At 54.2% G+C, this 23065-nt stretch carries 27 protein-coding genes, 1 pseudogene and 1 riboswitch; of the genes and pseudogenes, 14 read left to right on the top strand and 14 right to left on the bottom strand.

Annotated elements, in window-relative coordinates; genetic code table 11:
* Nucleotides 1-29: 29 nt before the first annotated feature.
* Nucleotides 30-224, bottom strand: coding sequence for a DUF3873 family protein (locus tag MTP40_RS04155; RefSeq protein WP_044959886.1), 195 nt, complete (start codon nucleotides 222-224; stop codon nucleotides 30-32).
* Nucleotides 225-456: 232 nt separating this feature from the next.
* Here MTP40_RS04155 and MTP40_RS04150 point away from each other — a divergent pair, with 232 nt between their 5' ends.
* The 3 genes from MTP40_RS04150 to MTP40_RS04140 all read left to right on the top strand — a co-directional run bounded on the left by MTP40_RS04150 (nucleotide 457) and on the right by MTP40_RS04140 (nucleotide 3221).
* Entirely contained in the window at nucleotides 457-789 is a 333-nt protein-coding gene (locus tag MTP40_RS04150; RefSeq protein WP_005921759.1) for a helix-turn-helix domain-containing protein, read from the top strand.
* Between the two features lie 112 nt (nucleotides 790-901).
* The gene (locus tag MTP40_RS04145; RefSeq protein WP_249259877.1) at nucleotides 902-1414 is read left to right on the top strand and encodes a hypothetical protein; all 513 of its coding nucleotides are present in this window, start codon (nucleotides 902-904) and stop codon (nucleotides 1412-1414) included.
* A gap of 469 nt (nucleotides 1415-1883) precedes the next feature.
* The gene (locus tag MTP40_RS04140) at nucleotides 1884-3221 is read left to right on the top strand and encodes an FMN-binding protein (RefSeq protein ID WP_249259876.1); all 1338 of its coding nucleotides are present in this window, start codon (nucleotides 1884-1886) and stop codon (nucleotides 3219-3221) included.
* Nucleotides 3222-3500: 279 nt separating this feature from the next.
* Here MTP40_RS04140 and MTP40_RS04135 read toward each other — a convergent pair whose 3' ends face one another.
* Both MTP40_RS04135 and MTP40_RS04130 read right to left on the bottom strand, forming a co-directional pair.
* Complete coding sequence (locus MTP40_RS04135) at nucleotides 3501-4010, bottom strand: ferritin (protein ID WP_179859643.1); 510 nt, start codon at nucleotides 4008-4010, stop codon at nucleotides 3501-3503.
* Nucleotides 4000-4185 (bottom strand): hypothetical protein, encoded by a 186-nt coding sequence (locus MTP40_RS04130; RefSeq protein WP_223384177.1) that lies wholly within the window; start codon nucleotides 4183-4185, stop codon nucleotides 4000-4002. The genes MTP40_RS04135 and MTP40_RS04130 overlap by 11 nt, the downstream gene beginning before the upstream one ends.
* Nucleotides 4186-4381: 196 nt before the next feature.
* Here MTP40_RS04130 and MTP40_RS14490 point away from each other — a divergent pair, with 196 nt between their 5' ends.
* The 7 genes from MTP40_RS14490 (at nucleotide 4382) to MTP40_RS04090 (ending at nucleotide 10084) form a co-directional block, all read left to right on the top strand.
* Complete coding sequence (locus MTP40_RS14490) at nucleotides 4382-5122, top strand: rhodanese-like domain-containing protein (protein ID WP_442900439.1); 741 nt, start codon at nucleotides 4382-4384, stop codon at nucleotides 5120-5122.
* Nucleotides 5123-5495: 373 nt separating this feature from the next.
* Nucleotides 5496-5610: riboswitch (FMN riboswitch) on the top strand.
* A gap of 151 nt (nucleotides 5611-5761) precedes the next feature.
* The gene (ribD, locus tag MTP40_RS04115) at nucleotides 5762-6886 is read left to right on the top strand and encodes a bifunctional diaminohydroxyphosphoribosylaminopyrimidine deaminase/5-amino-6-(5-phosphoribosylamino)uracil reductase RibD (protein WP_249259875.1); all 1125 of its coding nucleotides are present in this window, start codon (nucleotides 5762-5764) and stop codon (nucleotides 6884-6886) included.
* Complete coding sequence (locus MTP40_RS04110; protein ID WP_249259874.1) at nucleotides 6850-7491, top strand: riboflavin synthase; 642 nt, start codon at nucleotides 6850-6852, stop codon at nucleotides 7489-7491. The genes ribD and MTP40_RS04110 overlap by 37 nt, the downstream gene beginning before the upstream one ends.
* Nucleotides 7492-7503: 12 nt before the next feature.
* Nucleotides 7504-8700: a bifunctional 3,4-dihydroxy-2-butanone-4-phosphate synthase/GTP cyclohydrolase II gene (locus MTP40_RS04105; protein WP_207685148.1), complete on the top strand. Its 1197-nt coding sequence runs from the start codon at nucleotides 7504-7506 to the stop codon at nucleotides 8698-8700.
* Between the two features lie 21 nt (nucleotides 8701-8721).
* Nucleotides 8722-9198 carry a 6,7-dimethyl-8-ribityllumazine synthase gene (ribH, locus tag MTP40_RS04100; protein WP_156075287.1) on the top strand — a complete coding sequence of 159 codons (477 nt, stop codon included), beginning with the start codon at nucleotides 8722-8724 and terminating at the stop codon, nucleotides 9196-9198.
* Nucleotides 9199-9218: 20 nt separating this feature from the next.
* Entirely contained in the window at nucleotides 9219-9635 is a 417-nt protein-coding gene (locus MTP40_RS04095) for a winged helix-turn-helix domain-containing protein (protein ID WP_097777341.1), read from the top strand.
* Nucleotides 9632-10084: a low molecular weight protein-tyrosine-phosphatase gene (locus MTP40_RS04090; protein WP_097777342.1), complete on the top strand. Its 453-nt coding sequence runs from the start codon at nucleotides 9632-9634 to the stop codon at nucleotides 10082-10084. The genes MTP40_RS04095 and MTP40_RS04090 overlap by 4 nt, the downstream gene beginning before the upstream one ends.
* A 62-nt stretch (nucleotides 10085-10146) precedes the next feature.
* Here the strand turns inward: MTP40_RS04090 and MTP40_RS04085 are convergent, their stop codons facing one another.
* Nucleotides 10147-10437 (bottom strand): 23S rRNA methyltransferase, encoded by a 291-nt coding sequence (locus tag MTP40_RS04085; protein ID WP_249259873.1) that lies wholly within the window; start codon nucleotides 10435-10437, stop codon nucleotides 10147-10149.
* A 62-nt stretch (nucleotides 10438-10499) separates the two neighbouring features.
* Here MTP40_RS04085 and MTP40_RS04080 point away from each other — a divergent pair, with 62 nt between their 5' ends.
* Nucleotides 10500-10766, top strand: a complete 267-nt coding sequence (locus MTP40_RS04080; protein ID WP_117506381.1) for an Rrf2 family transcriptional regulator — start codon at nucleotides 10500-10502, stop codon at nucleotides 10764-10766.
* 202 nt (nucleotides 10767-10968) lie between these two features.
* On the opposite strand, the gene MTP40_RS04075 is transcribed toward MTP40_RS04080, so the two are convergent.
* The 4 genes and pseudogenes from MTP40_RS04075 to MTP40_RS04060 all read right to left on the bottom strand — a co-directional run.
* Complete coding sequence (locus tag MTP40_RS04075) at nucleotides 10969-12150, bottom strand: FprA family A-type flavoprotein (protein WP_097771452.1); 1182 nt, start codon at nucleotides 12148-12150, stop codon at nucleotides 10969-10971.
* 19 nt (nucleotides 12151-12169) lie between these two features.
* A complete protein-coding gene (locus MTP40_RS04070; RefSeq protein ID WP_097771453.1) occupies nucleotides 12170-12862 on the bottom strand; it encodes a DUF2249 domain-containing protein in 693 nt (230 codons plus the stop codon).
* Nucleotides 12863-12866: 4 nt separating this feature from the next.
* On the bottom strand, nucleotides 12867-13124 hold the full coding sequence (locus MTP40_RS04065; protein WP_097771454.1) for a DUF2249 domain-containing protein: 258 nt from the start codon (nucleotides 13122-13124) through the stop codon (nucleotides 12867-12869).
* Between the two features lie 52 nt (nucleotides 13125-13176).
* Nucleotides 13177-13314: pseudogene (locus tag MTP40_RS04060) on the bottom strand (ferredoxin); the annotation flags it as partial.
* A 115-nt stretch (nucleotides 13315-13429) separates the two neighbouring features.
* Between MTP40_RS04060 and MTP40_RS04055 the strand changes: the two are divergent.
* The 3 genes from MTP40_RS04055 (at nucleotide 13430) to MTP40_RS04045 (ending at nucleotide 15504) form a co-directional block, all read left to right on the top strand.
* Nucleotides 13430-14125 carry a Crp/Fnr family transcriptional regulator gene (locus tag MTP40_RS04055; protein WP_097771455.1) on the top strand — a complete coding sequence of 232 codons (696 nt, stop codon included), beginning with the start codon at nucleotides 13430-13432 and terminating at the stop codon, nucleotides 14123-14125.
* Nucleotides 14126-14302: 177 nt separating this feature from the next.
* Complete coding sequence (locus MTP40_RS04050) at nucleotides 14303-14659, top strand: helix-turn-helix domain-containing protein (RefSeq protein WP_197039581.1); 357 nt, start codon at nucleotides 14303-14305, stop codon at nucleotides 14657-14659.
* Complete coding sequence (locus MTP40_RS04045) at nucleotides 14608-15504, top strand: IS3 family transposase (protein WP_249260079.1); 897 nt, start codon at nucleotides 14608-14610, stop codon at nucleotides 15502-15504. Before MTP40_RS04050 ends, MTP40_RS04045 begins: the two co-directional genes overlap by 52 nt.
* 229 nt (nucleotides 15505-15733) lie before the next feature.
* Here the strand turns inward: MTP40_RS04045 and trxB are convergent, their stop codons facing one another.
* From trxB to MTP40_RS04015, 6 genes are all read right to left on the bottom strand, one after another.
* The gene (trxB, locus tag MTP40_RS04040; RefSeq protein ID WP_117476252.1) at nucleotides 15734-16663 is read right to left on the bottom strand and encodes a thioredoxin-disulfide reductase; all 930 of its coding nucleotides are present in this window, start codon (nucleotides 16661-16663) and stop codon (nucleotides 15734-15736) included.
* 14 nt (nucleotides 16664-16677) lie between these two features.
* On the bottom strand, nucleotides 16678-17001 hold the full coding sequence (gene trxA, locus MTP40_RS04035) for a thioredoxin (protein ID WP_207685098.1): 324 nt from the start codon (nucleotides 16999-17001) through the stop codon (nucleotides 16678-16680).
* A gap of 222 nt (nucleotides 17002-17223) precedes the next feature.
* Nucleotides 17224-18087 carry a nitroreductase family protein gene (locus MTP40_RS04030; RefSeq protein ID WP_207685097.1) on the bottom strand — a complete coding sequence of 288 codons (864 nt, stop codon included), beginning with the start codon at nucleotides 18085-18087 and terminating at the stop codon, nucleotides 17224-17226.
* 34 nt (nucleotides 18088-18121) lie between these two features.
* The gene (locus MTP40_RS04025) at nucleotides 18122-19165 is read right to left on the bottom strand and encodes a ribonucleotide-diphosphate reductase subunit beta (RefSeq protein ID WP_117506268.1); all 1044 of its coding nucleotides are present in this window, start codon (nucleotides 19163-19165) and stop codon (nucleotides 18122-18124) included.
* 10 nt (nucleotides 19166-19175) lie between these two features.
* On the bottom strand, nucleotides 19176-21692 hold the full coding sequence (locus MTP40_RS04020) for a ribonucleoside-diphosphate reductase subunit alpha (protein ID WP_207685096.1): 2517 nt from the start codon (nucleotides 21690-21692) through the stop codon (nucleotides 19176-19178).
* Nucleotides 21693-21850: 158 nt separating this feature from the next.
* Entirely contained in the window at nucleotides 21851-23062 is a 1212-nt protein-coding gene (locus tag MTP40_RS04015) for an FprA family A-type flavoprotein (RefSeq protein ID WP_117506266.1), read from the bottom strand.
* Between the last annotated feature and the right edge of the window lie 3 nt (nucleotides 23063-23065).

Below are 23065 nucleotides of genomic sequence, written 5' to 3'. Positions count from 1 at the left end.
ATTTTGGGGAGATGTCCTCGGCGGCTTTTTTAGTTTATATAGCAGCGGTCCTGTTTTATAAGCCAATCTTCACACAGCCGCTGGGCTTCGTCCTTTGTGCAGCAGGTGCAGTTGAAAAGTTTGCCACGGATGGAACAGTAAGTGTAGTGTACCTTCGGGACTCCATTAGCATCTCGAAAATCAACGCAGCGTTCCTCACCGGGCAGCAGATAGATCGTATCCACGTTCAGCAGCTCCTTTTACCTTCGTTCATGTGCCAAGGGGCACAACATTTGCTATTGTACCATGTACCGTCCCCAAAGACCATTGCTTTTTTGACCAAAGATACGCACAAAAATTTTCCACCTTGAAATTACCCGAATAGCGTTGAATGAACGCAAATTGATTGTGTATAACAAAAATTGCGACAGGTATGCTATTGGTGTGCAACAAACACAATTAGAATGTGAGGTCGCTATGAATACGCTTTTGGGTCAACGAATACGAGAGCAGCGCAAGGAAAAAGGCTGGACGATTGAACAGTTTGCAGAACGGGTCGATTTGTCAGCAAATTATGTTGGAGATTTAGAGCGCGGAGTAAAAATCCCCAAACTGGAAACCTTTATCCGAATCGTAGAGGTGTTGGACGTATCTGCTGATGTGCTAATCCGGGATTCCGTTCCATCCGCATCCCATGTGGCAGATGACGAACTGAGCAGAAAGCTGAGCCAGCTCACACCGGGGCAGAAGAAAGCTGCCATTGACATTCTGAATGCATACACCGACAACATTCCCTATATTACAAAATAACACCTATGTCAAAGAACGCCAGCAAACGTGCTGACGCTCTTTCTTTTTGCCCACAAATAGTCTATAATCAACACTATAAGCGTGCATATAACGCTAACAGTGAGTGTTTGAGGTGAACGACATGACAATCCTACCCAATATCGAAGAAGCAATGGAAGATGCCCGGAATGGAAAGCTGAGTCCGTATTGGCAGAACGACCTATACCGTGAATGTCACCGTCAGAAGTTATCGGCTGAAGAACGGCAGGCGCTTTCGGAACTGAATCGCATTTTGTCCGAGACTCCGCAATGGAGCGGCGAAGAAGAACTGTGTATCGAAATGGAGAACATCGGTGGCAGGGTTCGCTTCTGTCACTTTTGGGATGAGCACTACTCCATGGTGCAGTTGACGGAAGACCGCAACCGAAAATACTCCGCAGCCTACGTTCTGGATGCAGAAACTAACCCGAATGTGCGTAAGGAGGCGGCATTGCAGGCACAGAAAGAACTTGCGGACTGTATGCAGGTGTGGGGCATTTTGCTTCTGGATGCGCCTGTTCCTGAACAGATGAAGTACGATTCTCTTGCAGAAGCCGCTTCTCACCTCATGCAAGTTCTTAACGACCCGGAGCATATCACCGGGTAAAAAAGCGTCCCATCGGGATGCGCAGCCTGCATTGGGAAAAATGCAGATCAAAGGGGTTTGGGGTGTTCCCCAACAAGCGTTTTGCAACGCAAAATAGGCAGATGTATATACGTCTGCACTGCTTGCTGGTACAATGTCATCGATGAAACAAAAATAGTTTCATCAAGGACGGTTATATGGTTGTGCCGATTTCCAAAACATAGTAATATTGAAGTACTAACTGGGGCTGAAAGTGGCAAAACTGCTTGCTTGGTTTCCATTCAGGAATTACTAACAGCGTAGACCGTCCGTTCGCTTCGTATACCGTCAGCGTCACAATTGACACCAATTTCTCATTCTTCACGAAGGATGTGCCAAAATCTCTTGACAGCACCTCACAAAATATGTTATCTTTTGTAAACATCCTTGAAAAGGTATGACCTTTTCTGGGGGCCGAACAAAAACCGATTTTTCTCTGGAGGAAAGACCCATGAAACAGGAGATCATCCGCAAACTGAGCGCTGCCGTGGCCATGAGCCTCGTTGTTGGCGTCTCTCTGGCCGCCTGCGGCGGCAGCAGCAGCTCCACCGCTGCCAGCGCGACCAAGACCGGCTCTGCCGAAGGCTTTGGCGGCGCTGTCACCGCCACCCTGACCGTGGATGCCAACGGCACCGTTACCAACTGCAAGCTGGAAGGTGCACAGGAAACCGAGAGTATCGGCGGCGCTGCACTGGAAGAGCTGTCCAAACAGGTCGTGGCCGCCAACGGCCCCGCAATCGACGGCGTTGCCGGTGCCACGGTGACCACCAAGGCCGTCCGGAAGGCCGTTGCCGCCGCACTGGGTGTGGAGCTGGCCGAAGAAGCCCCCGCCGACTCTGCTGCCGCAGCCCCCGCTGAGCCCGCCGCCATCGTCCCGGTGGAAGGCGGCATCCAGATCGGTCAGGCCTATGCTGCCGCCCACGGCACCAAGTGCTTCACCGAAGCGGTGGCTGTGGTGAAGGATGACGTCATCCTCGCCGCCTACCTCGACGATTTCCAGTTCACCAGCGCCGATGCAGGCGTGACCGCCGTGCCCAACTCCGACTCCGACTTTGCCGCAGGCTACGCCGAGGGCAAGGTGCTGATGTCCAAGCGGGCCAACGCCGATTATTACAGCAAGATGATGGCTGAAAAGGGCGGCTCCACGTTCGCTCTGGATGCAAACTTCGACGCCATCCAGAACTTTGCCGTCGGCAAGACCATCTCCGAGCTGGAGGATGTAGCCGCCAAGGGTGCCGAGGCTGTGGACGCCGTCTCCGGCGCAACGCTGGTGGATACCGCCGGTTATCTCTCTGCCATCGTGGATGCCGCCAAAAATGCCCAGACCACGCAGGCCGTGGAGTTCAACGGCAGCTCCGAGGACCTGAAGCTGAATGTGGTCTATGGGGCTGCACACGGCACCAAGTGCTTCACCTCCGGCGCTGTCGCCACCGCCGGGGACACCATCGTGCTGAGCTACATTGACGAGTTCCAGTTTGCCGGTTCGGACGCCGGGGTCGTCGGTGTGCCCAACTCCGATTCTGACTTCGGCGCAGGCTACGCCGAGGGCAAGGTGCTGATGTCCAAGCGGGTCAACGCCGATTACTACAGCAAGATGATGGCCGAAACGGCTGGTTCCACCGTTTCGCTGGATGCCAACTACGACGCCATCCAGAACCACGTGAACGGCATGAGCATTGCCGACGCCGAGGCTCTGAGCAAAGATGAAAAGGCTGTGGACGCCGTTTCCGGTGCCACGCTGGTGGATACTGCCGGCTACGTTGGAGTGCTGGTGGATGCCGCAAAGTAAGGCAAGAAAAATAACGTTCCTCTAAACACAGCAGCGCCCGCCGGAAGATCTCCCGGCGGGCGCTGCTTATTTATTATATGTTTTATTGTATGCACGCCACAACAATACCGGCGCACCATGAGGGTAACGGTTTCAATCTCCTTTTCCTTGTTCAAGTTCTGAAGTCTTTTCTGTTTTATACGCAGTTAGCACAATCTAACCGTCTGGTGGAAGAAAAGGCAGACCACCTGTATGCAGTCTGCCTTTTGCCTGATGCGAAAGCCCGCAGACGCGCGGGGCTTACAGCACCAGCGAGGGCGCGGTGTAGACCCGTGCCTTCAGCTCGCTGTTTAGCATATACAGCCCCTTGCTGTCACCGCCGAACAGCTCCATCTTGGTAATGAGGTCGGCGGCGTTCTTCTCCTCCTCGCCCTGTTCCTTGATGAACCAGTCCAGCGTCTGCATGGTACGGAAGTCCCTGACCTCGTGTGCGGCGGCGTAGATGGCATCGATGCTGGCGGTGACCAGCTTCTCATGCTCCAGTGCCTTTTTCAGCGGGGTCATGTGATCGACTCGCTCCCACTCCGGCTTTGCGATAGCCTCAAAGGTGACGCCCTCGCCGTTATTCTGCAAATACTGATAAAACAGCATGGCGTGATCCCGTTCCTCCTGCGCCTGTACCCGGTACCAGTTCTCAAAGCCGTCCAGTCCGACGGCGGCGTAGTAGTTGGCAAAGTCCAGATACAGATAGGCGGAGTAGAACTCCTTATTGATCTGCTCGTTGAGCAGCTTAGATACGTTAGCGTTCATAATACTTCTCCTCCATAAGATTGTCTTTTTCCTGCTCCCGGCAGGGGGGCAGATATACCGTACCCAGAGCGATGCTGGGATGCTCCCTTTTCATCTCCAGGAACACCTGCTCCGCCTTGGGATGCTGCTGCAGCTCCGTTACGGCGGCCAATATCTCCTCTGCGTATTTTGGCATACCGCCAACCCTCTAAATGCAAGAATGAGTCTTATTATTTTGCTTTTATTATACCTATATTTTCTTCTCTGTCAACAACCACAAAGGGCTTGTGCGCCAAAAGCTGCCTCGAAGTACCTTAACAGTTTTAACTGTATCTGTTATATTTCAATATAAACTGTATCAGCAGTAAACACAGTTGCATTGGAGGTTGATTATGCGTCAGATATTGCTTTTCGCGGCACTTGCCGCCGTGCTTGCACTGCTTCTGGTGAGTTGCGGGGGAACCAAGGACAAGCCGGTGCCGACAGAGGAGGACGCTCCCGGCAAGGCGGCGTATCATAAGATCAGCGCCGAGGAAGCCTATAAGATGATGATCTCGCAGGAGATCGTGGTGGTGGATGTCCGCACCCGGGAGGAATACGATGGCGGGCATATTGAAAACGCCGTCCTTGTGCCCAACGAGAGCATCGGGAGCGAAATGCCCGAGACGCTGCCCGATAAGGAGGCGACGCTGCTGATCTACTGCCGCAGCGGCCGCCGCAGCAAGGATGCTGCACAAAAGCTGCTGGCGCTGGGGTATCAGAGCGTCTACGACTTCGACACGATCCTGATTGTCCAAACTCAATTCAAGGTCATGGTCGATGATGGGCAGCTTGAACCGGACGGACTTCAGCCACTGTCCATTAGGCTGGCGTTCCGGGTAGATCTGCACCTCGTCGATCAAAATTTCCACCAGTCTTCGGCGTTCCGACTCGGTCATGGTGGCATAAAGCTTGTCAAAGCAAATCAGGATCTTATAGATGTTGTCGCCTGTGATTTTGTCGGCTTCAATGGCCTGCTTCTTTGCCCGGGCATCCATCAGTCCATTTTCCACCTCTTCGATTTTATCGTACATCTTATAAAGGCGGTCGATCTCCTCCATAAGCCGGGATTTTGTGGAGTAGTGCTGCCGTAGCTGCTTCTCATAGGCGGCGATCTCCTGCTCAATGGCAGTGGTATCTACCTTCATGTGTAGACCTTGGTCTTTTCTGCTGCCATTTCCAGCACCTCCCATTCGTACCGTCTTGTTCGGAATAGACTTTGCAAGCAAAGTCGTGTGCCAAAGGGCGCTGCTCTCGCCTGTCGGCTCGGTCAAGCGCTTCAAAATGCAACGCATTTTGAGGTCGCCACTGGCGACCCGCGCCCCTTTGGATTCTCCGTTCACATTGTCCTACGGACGATGTGATTTTATTGTTGTAGCGATTTGCTTCATCCCGGTTTCGTCCCGGTTTGCAGAATGCCCTTGCAATCCGAAAGAAGCCGTGCTATAATGCCGCTGTAATTGAATCAGAAATCTTCAGGGCAGGGTGCAATTCCCTACCGGTGGTACAGCCCACGAGCCGTAAGGCATGATTCGGTGAAACTCCGAAGCCGACAGTACAGTCTGGATGAAAGAAGATATCAAGTGCAGAACCCGTACGGTCCTGCGCTTGTGGAGGCTGCTCTGGGATGCGTTTGCATTCTGGAGCTTTCTTTTTTGCACAAGGATCCCTTGTGTTTTTTCGGCTTGCCCTGAACGTTTTTGTTCAGGGCTTTTTCTTTTGGAGGCAACACGATGAACGACAAAGACTATATGCGTCTGGCTTTGCAGCTTGCAAAAAAGGGCTGCGGGTGGACATCGCCCAACCCGATGGTGGGTGCCGTGGTCATAAAAGAGGGCAGGATCATCGGACAGGGCTGGCACCAGAGATACGGTCAGGCTCATGCGGAGCGCAATGCGCTGGCATCCTGCACCGAAGATCCGCAGGGAGCGACCCTGTATGTGACATTGGAGCCGTGCTGTCATTACGGAAAGCAGCCGCCCTGCGTGGATGCGATTCTGGGTGCGGGCATCCACCGGGTGGTCGTGGGTTCCGCTGACCCGAATCCGCTGGTAGCCGGAAAAGGAATTGCAATCCTGCGCGCACACGGCATAGATGTGACCGAAAATGTTCTGCAAGAGGAATGCGATGCGCTGAACAAGGTATTCTTCCACTATATCACCACAAAACGCCCCTTTGTTTCCATGAAATACGCCATGACGATGGACGGAAAAATCGCCACATACACAGGCGCTTCCAAATGGATCACCGGGGAAATTGCCCGGACTCATGTTCAACGGCAGCGGCACCGATTCCGCGGCATTATGGTGGGAGTCGGAACCATTCTGGCAGATGACCCGCTGCTGACCTGTCGGATAGAGGGTGGCCGTGATCCTGTCCGGATCATCTGCGATACACATTTGCGGACACCGCTGCAATCACAGGTGGTCATGACCGCCAAACAGGTTCCCACCATTCTTGCGACCTGCTGCGGCGACCCAGAGAAGCAGGCGGCATATCAACAGGCCGGGTGCCGGATTCTTTTTCTGGAAGAGCAATGCGGTCATGTGAATCTTTTGCAACTGATGGAACAGCTGGGGCAGGAGCAGATCGACAGCATTCTGCTGGAAGGCGGCGGAACCTTGAACTGGTCTGCACTGGAAAGTGGCATCGTGCAACAGGTACAGGCTTACATTGCCCCGAAGCTGTTCGGAGGAAGGGATGCCAAAGCACCCATTGAGGGTGCAGGTGTCCCGCTTCCGGATGCTGCATTCCGCCTGAAGAACAGCCGATTGGAACAGCTTGGCGAAGATTTCCTGATTGAAAGTGAGGTGGAGTACCCGTGTTTACCGGAATCGTGGAAGAAGTCGGAACAATAAAATCCATCAATCGGGGACAGCATTCTGCTGTACTGACTGTTCGTGCAAAAACGGTTCTGGAAGAAACCAGGATCGGCGACAGCATCGCCGTCAACGGCATCTGTCTGACCGTCAGGCAGCTCTTTCCGGATGGCTTTGCTGCAGATGTCATGCACGAAACCTTGAACCGCTCTGCACTTGCACAGCTCACCGTTGGAAGTGCTGTCAATCTGGAACGTGCCATGCCGGCCAACGGACGTTTTGGCGGACACATCGTAGCAGGCCATGTGGATGGCGTCGGACGCATTGCTAATATCCGAAAAGACGATACGGCCATCTGGTACACCATTCATGCAGATTCTGCGATCCTTCGCTATGTCGTCGAAAAAGGCTCTATCACAATAGACGGTATCAGCCTGACCGTGGCTGCGGTGGAACCTACGGGCTTTTCCGTGTCCACGATACCGCACACCGTCCGTCAGACGAACCTGCACCAGCGGCACAAAGGAGATTCTGTCAATCTGGAAACCGATGTTGTCGGAAAATATATCGAGAAGCTGCTTCCATCAGAAGCACTAAAGCAAAACACGCTCACAAAAGAAATGCTGCTGCGCTGCGGCTTTTAAGGAGAGTTTACGATGAACTTCAATACCATTCCCGAAGCTTTGCAAGACCTGAAGCAAGGAAAAATCATTCTGGTAACGGATGACCCCGACCGTGAAAACGAGGGGGACTTCATCTGTGCTGCCGAATTTGCCACCACCGAAAACATCAACTTTATGGCGACCCACGGCAAAGGTCTGATCTGTATGCCGATGTCCGAGGCTTTCGTCCAGAAGCTGCAATTTCCGCAGATGGTGCAGTATAACACCGACAACCATGAAACGGCATTTACGGTGTCCATCGACCACGTTTCTACTTCTACGGGCATTTCTGCCGCAGAGCGTTCCATTACGGCGATGGCTTGTGTGGACGATCACGCAAAAGCAGAAGATTTCCGCAGACCGGGCCATATGTTCCCCCTTCTGGCAAAAAAGAACGGTGTGTTGGAGCGCAACGGTCACACGGAAGCAACCGTTGACCTGTGCCGTCTGGCAGGGCTGAAAGAATGCGGCCTGTGCTGCGAGATCATGCGGGAGGATGGCACGATGATGCGCACCGCTGAACTGGCAAAGCTGGCAGAGCGTTTCCAGATCAAATTCATCACCATCCGTGATTTACAGGAGTACCGCAAGTGTCACGATAAACTGGTCGATCGGGTGACGGCAGTGAACCTGCCCACCAAGTATGGCACCTTCAGAGCTTATGGTTTTGTGAGCCGCCTGAACGGAGAGCATCACATTGCACTGGTAAAAGGTGACATTGGCGATGGAAAGGATATTCTGTGCCGCGTCCACTCGGAATGCCTGACAGGAGATACATTTGGCTCTTTGCGTTGTGACTGCGGCCAACAGCTGGCCGCTGCCATGACGCAGATCGAAAAAGAAGACCGGGGTATCCTGCTCTATATGCGGCAGGAAGGCCGGGGCATCGGTCTGATCAACAAGCTGCGTGCCTATGAACTTCAGGAGCAGGGCATGGATACGCTGGAAGCCAATCTCGCTCTGGGGTTCCATGGAGATGAACGGGAGTATTATCTCGGCGCACAGATCCTCCGGGAACTTGGCGTAAAAAGCCTGCGCCTGCTTACCAATAACCCGGACAAAGTATATCAGCTCTCCGAGTTTGGGTTGGAGATCTCCGAGCGCGTACCCATTCAGATGACGGCGACCCCGTATGACCTGTTTTACCTGAAAACAAAGCAGGCACGGATGGGACATCTTCTGGAATATTAACAACGAAAGAGGTATTTAAAAATGAAAACATTTGAAGGCAAGCTGGTTTCTCAGAATATCAAGGTCGGTATCGTAGCTGCCCGATTCAACGAATTTATCACGTCCAAACTTCTGAGCGGAGCAATGGATGGTCTGCTCCGTCACGATGTGCAGGAGGCTGATGTTCATGTTGCATGGGTTCCGGGTGCTTTTGAGATCCCACTGGTTGCCTCTAAAATGGCAAAAAGCGGAAAGTATGATGCTGTAATCTGCCTTGGTGCAGTGATTCGCGGTTCTACCAGCCATTACGACTATGTGTGCAATGAGGTTTCCAAAGGCATTGCCACGGTCTCGCTGGAAAGCGGGGTTCCCGTCCTCTTTGGTGTTCTGACCACCGAGAACATCGAGCAGGCCATCGAGAGGGCAGGCACCAAAGCAGGTAATAAAGGCTATGACTGCGCAGTCAGTGCCATCGAGATGGTAAACCTGCTCCGGGAAATGGATGCCGCCGCAGAGTAAAATACACGCAGGAGTTTGCCATGATTGTTATAAAAACCCGACAGCCTGACCCGGAATTGGAGCAGAAGATCCGGATGCTTCTGGAACGAGAGCACATCGAGGCAGAGCAAATATCCATTGATTCATGGGAGAAGTTGGTTCTTCCGGGGCTTACACTGGATGGAATGACCCATGAAGTGTCGTGCAACGGCAGAAAAGTCTCCCTTACACGACTGGAGTTCGATTTGCTGCTGATGCTTGCTTCCCACGAAGGACAAATCTTCTCAAAAGAAGAGCTTTTTCGTGCTGTGTGGGGACAAAACTGTAACGACACCTTAAAGGTCGTGGCAAATACCGTTTCCAATCTGCGAAAGAAGCTGGCCGGCTGCGGCAGCTTTATCCGCACCACCCACGGCGGCTATATTTTTGTAAGCCAAAAGGAGAACGACCCGGCATGACCAGGATCTTATTTGTTTGTCTCGGAAATATCTGCCGAAGCCCGATGGCCGAATCCATCATGAAAGATCTTGTGTCCAAGGCAGGTCTTTCCGAGCAATTTGAAATCGCATCAGCCGCCACCAGTGCATGGGAAATCGGAAATCCGGTCTATCCTCCTGCGCGGCAGAAGCTGGCAGAACATGGCATCGACTGCAACGGCAAGACCGCCCGGCAGATGACTCGGCTGGATTATGCACGGTATGATCATCTGATTGGCATGGATGAAAGCAATCTGTGTGACATTCTGCGGCTTGTCGGCGGTGACCCACAGCATAAAATCTCGCTGCTGATGGCGCATACGGATCATCCCCGTGAAGTGGCAGACCCATGGTTCACAGGAGATTTTGAAGCCACATGGCAGGATATACTGGAAGGATGCACGGCATTGCTTGAGGAACTGCGATCATAACAGATTATCATAAAAACGGACGGATGTCTGCCAGTTGACAGACATCCGTCTATTTTTTTATTTCAAATCATCTTAAAATACTTCAGTGTCTCCCGGATGGCTTTTTCCTTCTCCGGCGGGCACTTGAGCTGCTTGGGGTTCTCAGCCTTAGGCTTGTTGTAGTTTTGCCGATCCTTGATGCCGCACTTGCGCTTGACCTGTGCAATATAGAGGTTGCTCACGTTCAGACCGGTGTGCTCCTTGACGTACTCCCGGATCTCTTCATAGGTAGCCTTGTTCTCCGCAGCAGTCACGTCCAACTCATCCATCTTCAGGTCTACCGTGATCTTCTGGTAGACATCTAGTTTGGACAAAGCGCATACCGTCTCGGCGGTGTCATCGACTGGCCCTACGAGCTTGTGAAGGAGGGATGATTGTGGACAGTTCTTTTAATCTGGCCGTCCATGCGCTGGTCTGCCTGAGCCACAGTGGACGCTCCCTCAGCAGCGAAGCGCTGGCGGAGAACATCTGCACCAATCCCACCCGCGTCCGCCGGGTGCAGGCGGTGCTGAAAAAGGCGGGAATAGTGGAGACCCGGGAGGGCTTGGACGGCGGCTATCCGGGAAACGCTGGCGCAGTGAGGGCGTGGCTATGGAGCAGATCTATGATACGCTTCCATGTAGCACACTTCGTGTCTCTTTAGAAACCGAGGGTAACGGTCAAAGCCATCCGTTTGCACCATGGTCAAAATGCAAAAAGCGCAGCCGCAGATATTCTCTGCGGCTGCGCTTCGATCCATTTTCAAAGCTTCGGCATCACTCAACGCCATATTGTTGTCTAAATAAATCAGCGACGATGTTTTGCTTTTGAGGCATCGGGCGGCCGGACGAAGCCAGACTCGCCGCCTACTCCGCGCAGAGCTCAGCCACCAGAGCGTCCATCTGCGCTTCGCTGGTTTGGTTCAATGCACCACGCAGAGACACTACCGTTTCGTAAAGGTGGATATCCTTCATCTCCTCCAGTTTGGTGCGCATCAGCCGCGCGGCAGCAGGTGCCCAAGAGCCGTTTTCAATAAGACCAACCCGGCGGTTCCGGAATCCCTTTGTCTGTAAATGTTCCAAAAACTCCTTCATGGGCGGAAACAGTCCTCCGTCATAGGTGGAGCAGGCCAACACCAGTTTCCCACAGTAGAATGCGCTGGTCACGGCATAGGAAAGGTCTGTTGCCGTCAGATCGCACATGGTGACTTGCGCACCTTTTCCCTCCAGCTTGCTCTTGAGGGCCTCCGATGCGTATGCGGTATTTCCATGGATGGACGCGTGGACGATCAGGATGCCCTCCGGTTCTTCCGGTTTCCATTGTGACCAGAGATCATAGAGCCGCAGATACTCTCCCAAGTCTTCTGTGAGCATGGGGCCATGGAGCGGGCAGATCGTTTTGATCTCCAGCGCGGAGATTTTTTTCAGCAGCGCCTGCACCTGTGCGCCATACTTTCCGACGATGTTGTAATAATACCGCCGGGCCTGCGGCGCCCAGGGGGCACGGGCAGTCCGTTCCAGTGAACCGAAGCGGCCGAAGGCATCCGCCGAGAACAGGATCTTTTCCTCCTCTTCATACGCTGCCATCACCTCCGGCCAGTGTACCATCGGCGCCAGCAGAAAGCGCAGCCGGTGCAAGCCCAAGGAAAGCGTATCTCTTTCGCCAACCTCCAGCATACGGTCTTCCGACAATGCACCTGTGCCGAAGAACTGCTTGATCAGGGTAAATGTTTTCGCGTTTCCCACAATCTTCATCTCCGGGTACTTTTGTGCCAGTCGCATGAGGCTGCCGGAATGATCCGGCTCCATGTGTGTGACCACAAGATAGTCGGGGTTGCGCCCCTCCAACACCTGCGCTACATTGGAAAGCCATTCCTCCGCCGCCCGTGCATCCACGCTGTCCATCACGGCGATTTTCTCGTCCAGAATGACATAGGAGTTGTAGCTCACTCCCATAGGCTGGACGGGGTACTGGTTTTCAAAGAGTGCTAATGTGTTATCATCCACCCCTACATAGCGGATGGCATCTGTTACCGTTTGAATGGTCATAATACAAAACAACTCCTTATCATCTGTTCAAGACCTGCATCTCTGGGTTCTTCTCCCCGAATTTCTCGCGCAGCGCACTGCAGATATCCTCCCGGGACTTGCCCTGTTTCTCACCGTTTTTAATGAGCTTGTACGCCTGGAACAGCGCCGAGGGGCCGATTTCGCTGCTGAAAAAGCCGATGCCCTGATTCCATGCCAGCAGCTCGAACACGTCGTCCAACGCGGCACTCTCCACACCGTGGATATATGCCTTTACCAGCTCCCGCGCCGCCTGCCTCATCCGGCCCGCACCGACAGCGTTGGTCAGGGACAGCAGCAGCCGCGTTTCGTAGGGCAGTACGCGCTTCTCGCTCTGCCATGTGGTCTCCCAAAAATCCACGGCGATCTGCCCCAGCTTTTCATCGATCATGGGATAGTTCAAAAGAGCCAGCGGCTTGAAGGGAGCGGAGCTGTCGCCTTCCTTCTTCTCCACACGGCAGAACCAGACATGGAACTCCGCCTCACTCCGCCGCTCGGTGTGGTGCTCGTAGCCCAAGCCCTCCATGACAGCGTACAGTGGATGCGGCTCAAAGGTCTGGATGATGTGTAATCCTTCGCCCACCTCCAACGCCTCGGCTCTTTTCTTCAGCCCTTCAAAGAAGCTGCCCTGTATATGGCGCACATCCACGGTCTGAAACCCCTGCGCCTTATTCTTCCAGTTTTCGTAGCTCATGCGGTTATTCTCCTTTCTTCACTCGATAAAACCAGATGTGATATTCGCTGCCGCTCACCTTCTCCGTGTGATGCTCAAAGCCCATAAGGGCCAGCACCGGGTACAGGGGGACAGGCTCGAAGGTCTGGATGATATGCAGTCCTTCGCCGTTTTTCAGCGCGGCAGCCTTTGCCTTCAATGCGGGGAAGAAGTCCATCTTTTTGCCCCGCACGTCCATCACTTCAAATGTGCCGATTTTGTCCTTCCAGTTTTCATAACTCATAGTCTTTGCCTCTCTTGCAGAAAGCTCACGCCTCTTCGAAGGAATCCTTACCCACGCCGTCCAGCTTAGGACAGCCCACCAGGGTGATGTGTCCCTTGATGAACCACTCGTGGAAAGCGGCGTAGGCGTAGGCGGTGCAGTCGGCGGCAATCAGGAGCCGTGCGCCGTCAAAATACGGGGCGTTTATCCTGATCGATTTCAATGATCCGTCGTTTCATGTTCGATCCTCCTGTTGCTTTTGTGCGTTCATTGTACTATACTAAGAGCAACAAGTCAGTTGAATTTTCAACGAAAGAGAACTTTTTATGAAAGAATTTTTTCCGGTACTTCATACGGCGGCGCTTTTCTCCGGCATTTCCGACGATGAGCTTGCCGTCATGCTCTCCTACCTTGGGGCGAGGATCGACACCTTCCCCAAAGGCTCACGCCTGCTCCGCGCCGGGGAGCAGGTGGAGGAGGTGGGTCTCGTGCTGGCGGGCAGCACCCTCATCGTGCAGGAGGATATCTGGGGAAACCGCAACATCCTCTCCAAGACCGGGCCGGGGCAGACCTTCGCGGAGGTATTCGCCTGCGCGCCGGGAGCGGTACTGAACGTGAGCGTAGAGGCGGAGAGCGCGGTGACGGTGATGTTTCTGCATATAAGGCGCGTTTTGAGCGTGTGCCCCTCCGCCTGCTCCCACCACAGCCGGATCATCCGCAACCTGCTGGACGAACTGGCAGAGAAGAACCTGCGGCTCAACGAAAAGCTCACCCACATGGCCCAGCGCACGACGCGTGCAAAGCTGATGTCCTATTTTTCCGCCGAGGCCCAGCGGCGCAGCGTCTATGAGTTCGACATTCCGTTTTCAAGGCAGCAGCTTGCGGATTACCTCGGTGTGGAGCGCAGCGGGCTGTCTGTAGAGCTTGGAAAAATGCGGGATGAGGGCCTGCTCGACTTTCACAAAAGCCATTTCCTTCTCAAAACGCCGGAGACTGACCGTCCCTTTCCTTCTGCGCGTTAAGGAGCCCTCTTTGGGCGTATTGGCAAGTGCGGATAACCCCGTCAGCCACGGAGCGTCGGGGTTTTGCAGATGGAAGAAGCAGCTATACTACGCAAAAAAACACAGCCGCAGAGTACTGAACTGCACCCCATTTGTTAGACAGTATGGTATACTGTTTAGGAAATGGGGTGTTTTTGTATGCCAAAGGGACAACGAAAGTACAACGGAGCTCAAAAGGTAGAAATCATCAAACAGCTTCACAATGAAAAATTAAGCTTTTATGAAGCATCCAGCAAGTATGGAATTCCAAGACGTACGCTTCAAGATTGGGAGCGCATCTATCTGGAAGAAGGCGAAGAGGCACTTCTGGTAGAACGTCGAGGTCGAGCCTGTGCCGCCGGTGGGACACAGAAAGGTCGGAAGCCAAAGCTGGATAAGCAAGTAGAAGAAGATCTGATTGCAGAAAATCAACGGCTTCGGATGGAGATCGATTACTTAAAAAAATTGAACGCCTTGGTACTGGAAGAGGAACGCCAAAACAGAAAGCACAAGTAGTTCAGGAGCTAAGGCAGAAATATCCATTGAAAGCATTGCTGCAACTTGCCGGACTTCCTCGCAGCACATTTTACTACTACCTGCATCGGTCTCAAAATCCTGCGAAGTACCAGATGGTAAAAAAACAGATCATTACAATCTTCAATGAGAACAAGAAGCGATACGGATATCGCAGAATTACACAAGAACTACACAACAACGATATTTGTGTGAATCACAAGACGGTTCGGAAACTCATGAAGCAGCTGGGCTTAGTCTGTCAGGTTCGCGCAAAAAGAAAGTACAACTCCTACAAGGGTGAAGTCGGAGAAGTTGCGCCAAACTTGCTGGAACGGCACTTCAAGACAAACCAGCCAAATCGAAAATGGGTCACAGATGTTACTGAATTCAAAGTGAACGACCAAAAACTCTATCTGTCTCCAATTCTCGATCTGTTCAATGGCGAAGTTGTCAGCTATAACCTGAGCCGCCATCCAAATTTCAAACAGATCACGGATATGCTGGAAGGTGCTTTTCAAAAGCTGCCGGACAAGGTTGACAATCTGATTCTGCATTCGGATCAGGGCTGGCAATACCAGATGAAGTCCTACCAGAATCTACTGAAAGCAAAAGGAATTACGCAAAGTATGTCTCGGAAAGCCACTTGTCTGGACAATGCGGTTGCCGAGAACTTCTTTGGACTGCTCAAGACAGAACTGTTCTATTTGGAAAAATTTGATTCCATTGACCAGCTTGAAAAGGCCATTATCGATTACATCGACTATTACAACAATCGCCGAATCAAATTAAAACTAAACGGCCTGAGCCCTGTGCAATACAGGATTCAGACCGTTGGGGTCGCTTAATTTGATTTTTGTCTAACTTTTGGGGTTCATATCATACATCTGTGGCTGTGTTTTGTGTTCAGTTGCTTACTGTTGCGTGGACTGGATATGGAGAGACAACATATCTCCCGATCTTACATGGGTTTCTTATCTGCCATCACTCTGGCAGTTTGCCTTGCAGATATGTCGGCATCCCCACTGCGGCCGTATCCGGCCTGACCTTAAACATGGCTTTTTCAATCTACCTCCCTTATCGGTTTTCCGCGATATATTTCTCCGCCATGTGAACTGCCACCGCGCCGTCCGCCACTGCGGTGACCACCTGACGGAGGGGCTTCGTCCGCACGTCGCCCACGGCGTAAACGCCGGGAATACTGGTTTCCGTGGTCTCTCCGGCCACGATATAGCCGCCGCCGTCCAGCTCCAGTTGACCCACCGCCAGTGCCGTGGCGGGCTGTCGGCCCACGCTGACAAATACGCCGTCGCAGTCCACCACGCTTTCCTCACCGGTGACGGTGTCCCGCAGGCGGACGCCGGTCAGCCTGTCCCCGGAAAGCAGCGCGGAAACGACGCTGTTCCAACGGAATTCCACGTTTTCGGCCTGTGCCAGCGGCTCGTGATAGATCTTGGTGGCCCGCAGGGTGTCTCTGCGGTGGACGAGGATCACTTTTTTCGCCACGCGGCTGAGAAGGAGGGCATCTGCCGCGGCGGAATTGCCGCCGCCCACCACGACCACCGTTTTGCCCTTGTAAAACATCCCGTCGCAGGCGGCGCAGTAGGCCACGCCTCGGCCCACCAGTTCCGACTCTCTGGCCACGCCCAGCGTTCTGGGGTTCGCACCGGTGGCCAGCACCACGGTTTTCCCCAGGAAAATCCCCTCGCTGGTCTCCACGAGCTTGGGAACCGCCGTCAGATCCATGCGGAGGACTTCTGCGTATTCGCTGCGTGCCCCGAAGCGCTCCGCCTGCTTTTGCATCTTCTCCGCCAGAGAGAAGCCGTCGATCCCGTCCTCAAAGCCGGGATAGTTGTCGATCTGCTCGGTCAGGGCCATCTGCCCACCGGCGGACAGTTTTTCCAGCACGATGGTGTCCAGCCCCGCCCGTGCCGCGTACAGGGCGGCGGTGTAGCCGCCCGGGCCGCCGCCCACCACGAGCATATCATAAACATGATTGTTGTTCATATCTGAACCCTCCGTTATTTCGCCAAGGCTTCCTGAATGAAACGGTCGATTTCTGCCTTTGAGCTGGGCGCGGTGATGGAATCCACGGCCTTTCCGTTCCGGTACAGCACCAGAGTTGGGATGTCCTCGATCCCCTCGGCCCCCGCCAGCCGCGGCTCCTCGTCAATGTTGATTTTGCCGACGGCAAGACTGTCCGCGTATTCCTCTCCAATCTTCTCATACGCAGGGCCGATCCTCCGGCAATAGCTGCACCAGGGCGCCCAGAAATCCACCAAAACAGGCTTTTCCTCCCGGATCAACTGCTTAAACTGCTCCTGATTCATATTCATAGCTGCCATATCTGTCAGCTCCTTTCCTTTGTTTGGGTATTCTCAAGACTCCGGTCTCGCCCCACACCACATTGTGACCTCATCCTGAGATGACGGTAGCCATATAAAAAATACCTCCTATTTTCCTTACTCAGACTCTGACGGATAGGTTCTTCTTTTCTAATGAAACATACGCTCAACCGCGGATCGACGGTCGCGCATTTTACCGTTGCCTTGCTTCCCCCAGAGTCGTTATATGTGGCACACCGCAGCGGAGCGAAGTCCTTCCGGCAGGCCGTCGGGCGCAGCAGGTGAAAGTTCCCAGCGTACCTGCCCCGCCCACTGGGAGGCGACGGCGGAGAAGTGGAGCATGACAATACCGAGATCCAATGCGGCATCCAAATTATCGGTGTAGGCATCCTCCTGCTGCACCAAATAGATGCTGTGATCCTGCACAAGGAAGCTATAGGGCTGACGGTTGAGATAGCTGGGGGAGAGCGAAGCGGCGTAGAAGGACTGCCAGAGCATATCGTCGTAGAAGTCCATCATCTCGTCAAGCCCAGACTTGTTGCTCCAGCTCCCCATGTGAACCAAATCATTCACGCCCTTTTTGGGCGCGTAGTACTGCTGCTCGGCCCGCACATCGATCTGAGACATACTTAGGATATTCAGCCGCAGCTTTTTTGCGGTCTTTTCCCCGTAGCCAAAGGCAACGATTGCCGCCACCTCTAACGGGGTGGCGAGAGACAGTGCCTTTTTGATTTTGTCGCTGTCGGTGAAGGTCATCCAGCAGGTGTCAATGTCCAACTCAGTCAGCTTGAGGACGAGATCTTCCATCATGTAGCCGGCGTTGATGGCCGCATAGGAATGCGGGGCAGACATAAGGAGCAGGTAGTGCGGTGCTCCGATGAGAAATTGATTATAGCCCGCTGAGCTCTCCAGCGCCGGCTGTGCATCCTTGTCCAAGACGATCAACTCCGTTGCAATCTCCGGGACAAGACGGGGGCAGGTCTTTTCATAGTAGGATCGGAGCTGGCCGATAGCCTCGCTCGGAACTTCCTTTTCGCGGAATGCGTGAACGGATCTGCGATTTTGAATCATAGCGCTGTAATTCATAGTAGTATCTCCTATTCTGATGTCTTTGGTTTTCTTATAAATCGTCTATCAGTGCGGTGCTCTTGGCGTAGGCGGTACTGCGTGCCTCAAAGAAATCGGTCTTGACCATGTTGGCGTCGGCGTACTGGCTGACCCATTCCATGCTCTCCGGTTCGCTCTCAAAGCCTGGATACAATGCGGGATAGCCAAGGCTCGTCCAGCGGAGGTTGCCGAGATAGCGGATGTAATCGCTGATCATCTGCCGGTTCAGCCCCGGGATGTCGTCGCCGATTACATAATGCCCCCATGCGATTTCCTGCTCCACGCCCTCACGCATCATCTCGCGCAGCGCTTGTACGCTCTCGGCGGTGAACAACTCCGGCTGCTCCTTTTGCAGCTCCGTGATGATATTGCGGAACAGCCACAAGTGCGTGTTCTCATCGCGGTTTATGTAGCGAATCTCCTGCGCCGAGCCGGGCATCTTCCCGTTTCGGGAGAGATTGTAGAAGAACATAAAGCCGCTGTAAAAATAGATGCCCTCCAAAATATAGTTTGCCATCATCACGCGCAGCAGCGTGGGAGCGTCCTTCCGCTCCTGAAACTCGTTGTAGCAGTCCCCAATGAAGGTGTTGCGGCGCAGCAGATGCTCGTCCGATTTCCATTGGTAGAGGATGTCATTGCGCTCCACGGGGGAACAGATGGTGTCGAGCATATAGCTGTAGCTCTGTGAGTGGACACACTCCTGAAACGCCTGAATGGACAGGCAGAGATTGACCTCGTTGGCGGTAATGTAGGCGCCGATATTAGGCAGGTTCGCTGTCTGAATGGAATCCAAAAAGACAAGAAAACTCAGAATTTTATCGTAGGCGCTGCGCTCGGCTGACAGCAGGCGGGGATAGTCCTTCACATCCTGCGAGAGATTGATCTCCTCAGGGATCCAAAAGTTGTTCATGGCCTGCCGGTACCAGTCGCTGACCCAAGCGTACTTCATATTGTTGAAGTCGTTGAGGTTGGTGGTATTGCCGCCGATCATGCGCCGCAGGCGCACATCAGGGTCGCCCTCCGGGTTAAAGAGGGGCTTTTTCTTCAGTTCCGTCATGCTATCCTCCTTATGACGAGCAGCTTTCGCAGGTCTCGACCTCAAGGGCCTTGCTGCGGACATAGTAAATGGTCTTGACGCCGGCCCTCCACGCCTCCAAATACAGTCTGAGCACCTGACGCATGGAATAGTCGTTGGTGATATAGAGATTCATGCTCTGCGCCTGGTCAATATGTCTCTGGCGAAGGCCCGCAGCGCGTACCGACCAGCTTTGGTCGATCAGATGCGCTGCCTTATAGTACCACCATGTGTCCATAGAAAGCTCCGGAGCAACGCGGGGCAGCATGCTGCCCTTTTTTTCCTCTAAAAAGAATTTCTTCATAATTGGATCTATGCCCGCCGACGTGCCGGAGAGGATAGATGTGCTGGAGGTCGGTGCGACCGCCAGCAGATAGGCGTTGCGCATTCCCTGCACCGCCACCGTTTTCGCAAGCGCCCGCCACTTTTCGGAGGTATAACCCCGCTTTTCAAAATACGCGCCCGTCTGCCAGTCGCTGCCCTCAAAGAGCGCGTAACGACCCTTTTCCCGTGCCAGAGCTGTGTCCGCCTTGACAGCGGCGTAGTTGATGAGCTCGAACACTGCGTCGGTGAAGGCAAGGTGCTCATCGCTCTCCCAGTGGATGCCGCGCTTTGCCAGCATGTGGTGGTAGCCGCTGACGCCCAGGCCGATGCTGCGGTACTTCTGATTGGTAAGCCGCGCGTATTCCAACGGGTAGAAGTTGAGATCGATCACATTATCCAGTGCGCGGATGGCCGTTTCCACCGTGCGTTCCATATAGGCCTCGTCCTCCACCGGCAGATTACCGAGAGACAGACTCGCCAGGTTGCAGACCACAAACTCACCTGGACGTGTGGCCGTCACCACAATTGTGTCGCCGTTCTCCGTGTGCACCTCAGTGCTGATGTGCTCGATGGGTGCCATGTTCTGCGCGATCTCCGTACAGAGATTGGAGCAATAGATCATTCCCGTGTGGCCGTTTGGGTTCATATGATTTACACTGTCGCGATTGAAAGCGAAGGGTGTGCCGGTCTCCACTGCCGAGCGAAGCACCAGCCGCACGATGTCCTTGACGGTGACGCTGCGCTTTTCGATGCGCGGGTCATTGACGCAGTCCAGATACCGCTTCTCCCATTCTGTACCCCAGTAATCCTCCAGTGCGTAGCCCTTGACCGTGAGGATCTCATGCGGACACATGAGATGCCACGGCGCGTCTATGTTCTCCTCCGCCAGTCGCCAGAAGAGATCCGGATAGCACACGGCGGGAAACACATCATGTGCCTTCATGCGGTCGTCGCCGTTGTTGGTGCGCAGTTGAAGGAATTCCGGCAGATCCCGGTGCCATGCGTCTAAGTAAACCGCCACAGCGCCCTGCCGCATCCCCAACTGATCCACCGCCACGGCGGTGTCGTTGACCAGCCGGATCCAGCGGATAACACCGCCCGCCGCCCCTTGAAAGCCGCGGATGGTGCTGCCTGCAGCGCGCACCTTACCGAAGTACATCCCCATTCCACCGCCGAATTTAGAGACCTTTGCGAAGTTGTCCAGCGAGCGGTAGATGCCGTCCAGACTGTCCGGCACAGTGTCCACAAAGCAGCTTGAAAGCTGATGGTAGGGCTTTCGTGCGTTGGACATGGTAGGTGTCGCCATCGTGACCTCCATACGGCTGAGCATATCGTAAAAGCGTTTTACCCACCCCATGCGGTCAGAGCCTTCGTTCATAGCAAGATGCAGCGCGATACCCAAAAACATCTCCTGCGGTGTTTCCAGCGGCACGCGGCTGCGTGACTGGATCACATAGCGTTTGAGCAGCAGGTCAAGGCCGGAGTAGGTGAACAGCTCGTCCCGTTCCGGGCAGAGAAAGTCCTCCGCCATGGCAATCTCCTCGTGGGTATAGTGGGCAAGGATATAGTCACCGTAGAGTCCCTTATCCGTCAGATAGCGAAGCCTGCTATAGAGGTCGCCGACGCCGCGCCCCTCCCATTCCTGTGCGTTGCGACAGCGAAAGGAGTGGTTCAGAAGCCGCGCCGCGATGAACTCCCACTTGGGTGCCTCTGCCGTAGTCAGCTCTACCGCCGCCTTGGTCAGTGCCTCAGCCCGCTCATCCTCAGTCATGCCCAGGCGACAGAAACTCTCAAACTTCATTTGAAGCGCCGCGAGGGAGTAGACTTCCTCGGTAAAATCCATCTGGATGCGGCGCAGCACCTCGTCAAGCGAGTCATCCCCCACCGTCCGCGCGATGGTATGCCGGACACGGCGCAGCGCAGACCGCTTTTCGCGGTAGAGGATGTACGCCTTGGCCACCTCATAGTGTCCGCGCTCCATGAGCGCTCGCTCCACCTCGTCCTGCACACGTTCTACGGTGAGCGGCACTGTGACGGAGAGATTGTTGAGAACGGTGGCGAGGATCTCATCCATCTCTCTGCTCCCGATCTCCTTGCCCTGTCCGTCAAACGCCTTTTTCATGGCGTTGAAAATTTTCTCCTGTTGAAAGGGAACAGACTCCCCGTTTCGTTTTCTGATCTCCATTTCGATCCTCTCATCTTCTCCGGTCACTTCTCATGTCCTTTTGGGCAAAGAGCGGGCAAGCGCAGTATCACGCTTGCCCGCTCTGTTTTTGAAAGCCGGTTTTTCTGCAGCCGACGCGGCAGGGCTGTTTGTTGTCTTGGCTTTGGCTTCTCTGCCAGTCACTTCATAGATTCCAGAATAGCGTCCGCCAGTGCTTCCAGCTCAGTGCGCTTGTCCGTGCCCATGGACGAGGCGAGGCTGAGCCGCTCGTTGAGCACCGTCATGTTCTTAAGCTCATCGTTGACGAATTTCTGCATGAGGTCACCGGACTTCACCGCCCATGAGCCGTTTTCAATGATGGCAAAGGTGCGGTTTTGCAGATTCAGTGCCTTCATATCCATGAGGAAGTCATGCATGGCGGGGTAGATGCCGAGGTTGTAGGTCACAGAGGCCAGGACAATGTGACTGTACTTAAACGCCTCGGAGATCAGCTGGGAGACATGAGTGGAGGACACATCGTACATCGCCACCTTGCTCATGCCCTTATCGCAGAGCGACGTCGCCAGCGCCTGCGCCGCGTTCTCCGTGTTGCCGTACATAGAGGCGTAGACGATGAGCACGCCCTGGGTCTCAGGGGCATAGCGGCTCCATGTGTCGTACTTTTCAATGAACCAGCCCAGATCCTTGCGCCACACGGGGCCGTGGAGCGGGCAGATGTACTTGATCTGATCCAAAACGCCGCCGGCCTTTTTCAGCAGGAGCTGGATGTGGGGGCCGTACTTGCCCACGATGTTGGTAAGGTAGCGACGGGCGTCGTCCAGCCAGTCCCGCTCGAAGTCCACCTCGTCGGCGAACAGCTTGCCGTCCAGCGCGCCGAAGGTGCCGAAGGCGTCGGCGGAAAAGAGGACGCCGTCGGTGACGTCGAGGGTCACCATGGCCTCCGGCCAGTGAACCATAGGCGCGCCCACAAAGGTGACGGTGTGCTTGCCGAAGGAGAAGGTGTCGCCCTCCTTCACCTCGATGCACTCATGTCCGTCCACATGGAAGCCGAACTGCCGCATGAGCATGAATGCCTTCTCGTTGGAGATCAGTTTCACCTTGGGATGGCGCAGCAGGATCTCCTCGATGCAGGCGGCGTGATCCGGCTCCAGATGGTTGACCAGCAGGTAGTCCAGCTCGCGGCCATCCAGCACATACGCCAGATTTTCCAAAAGCTGGCGGCAGGCAGACCAGTCCACCGTGTCAAAGAGCACCGTCTTTTCATCCAGCAGGCAGTAGGCGTTGTAGCTTACGCCCCGGGGAATGGGAAAGCAGTTTTCAAACAGGGCCAGGCGATGGTCGTTGGCGCCCACCCAGTAGAGGTCGTTCGTTACTTTACGCACGCAATACATCTT

Origin of the sequence: Faecalibacterium sp. IP-3-29 (assembly GCF_023347335.1) — a bacterium.
GTDB lineage: Bacteria > Bacillota > Clostridia > Oscillospirales > Ruminococcaceae > Faecalibacterium > Faecalibacterium duncaniae.
This window is presented reverse-complemented; position numbering and strand designations above follow the sequence as displayed.

Coding starts and splice junctions, on each gene's coding strand:
- MTP40_RS04015 (WP_117506266.1), bottom strand. CDS start 23,062: ATGTATTGCGTGCGTAAAGTAACGAACGACCTCTACTGGGTGGGCGCC.
- MTP40_RS04065 (WP_097771454.1), bottom strand. CDS start 13,124: ATGAGTTATGAAAACTGGAAGGACAAAATCGGCACATTTGAAGTGATG.
- MTP40_RS04135 (WP_179859643.1), bottom strand. CDS start 4,010: ATGAACGCTAACGTATCTAAGCTGCTCAACGAGCAGATCAATAAGGAG.
- trxA (WP_207685098.1), bottom strand. CDS start 17,001: ATGGCAGCTATGAATATGAATCAGGAGCAGTTTAAGCAGTTGATCCGG.
- MTP40_RS04055 (WP_097771455.1), top strand. CDS start 13,430: ATGAAAGAATTTTTTCCGGTACTTCATACGGCGGCGCTTTTCTCCGGC.
- MTP40_RS14490 (WP_442900439.1), top strand. CDS start 4,382: ATGCGTCAGATATTGCTTTTCGCGGCACTTGCCGCCGTGCTTGCACTG.
- ribD (WP_249259875.1), top strand. CDS start 5,762: ATGAACGACAAAGACTATATGCGTCTGGCTTTGCAGCTTGCAAAAAAG.
- MTP40_RS04140 (WP_249259876.1), top strand. CDS start 1,884: ATGAAACAGGAGATCATCCGCAAACTGAGCGCTGCCGTGGCCATGAGC.
- trxB (WP_117476252.1), bottom strand. CDS start 16,663: ATGAACAACAATCATGTTTATGATATGCTCGTGGTGGGCGGCGGCCCG.
- MTP40_RS04130 (WP_223384177.1), bottom strand. CDS start 4,185: ATGCCAAAATACGCAGAGGAGATATTGGCCGCCGTAACGGAGCTGCAG.
- MTP40_RS04050 (WP_197039581.1), top strand. CDS start 14,303: ATGCCAAAGGGACAACGAAAGTACAACGGAGCTCAAAAGGTAGAAATC.
- ribH (WP_156075287.1), top strand. CDS start 8,722: ATGAAAACATTTGAAGGCAAGCTGGTTTCTCAGAATATCAAGGTCGGT.
- MTP40_RS04150 (WP_005921759.1), top strand. CDS start 457: ATGAATACGCTTTTGGGTCAACGAATACGAGAGCAGCGCAAGGAAAAA.
- MTP40_RS04075 (WP_097771452.1), bottom strand. CDS start 12,150: ATGACCATTCAAACGGTAACAGATGCCATCCGCTATGTAGGGGTGGAT.
- MTP40_RS04070 (WP_097771453.1), bottom strand. CDS start 12,862: ATGAGCTACGAAAACTGGAAGAATAAGGCGCAGGGGTTTCAGACCGTG.
- MTP40_RS04095 (WP_097777341.1), top strand. CDS start 9,219: ATGATTGTTATAAAAACCCGACAGCCTGACCCGGAATTGGAGCAGAAG.
- MTP40_RS04090 (WP_097777342.1), top strand. CDS start 9,632: ATGACCAGGATCTTATTTGTTTGTCTCGGAAATATCTGCCGAAGCCCG.
- MTP40_RS04020 (WP_207685096.1), bottom strand. CDS start 21,692: ATGGAGATCAGAAAACGAAACGGGGAGTCTGTTCCCTTTCAACAGGAG.
- MTP40_RS04025 (WP_117506268.1), bottom strand. CDS start 19,165: ATGACGGAACTGAAGAAAAAGCCCCTCTTTAACCCGGAGGGCGACCCT.
- MTP40_RS04105 (WP_207685148.1), top strand. CDS start 7,504: ATGAACTTCAATACCATTCCCGAAGCTTTGCAAGACCTGAAGCAAGGA.
- MTP40_RS04030 (WP_207685097.1), bottom strand. CDS start 18,087: ATGAATTACAGCGCTATGATTCAAAATCGCAGATCCGTTCACGCATTC.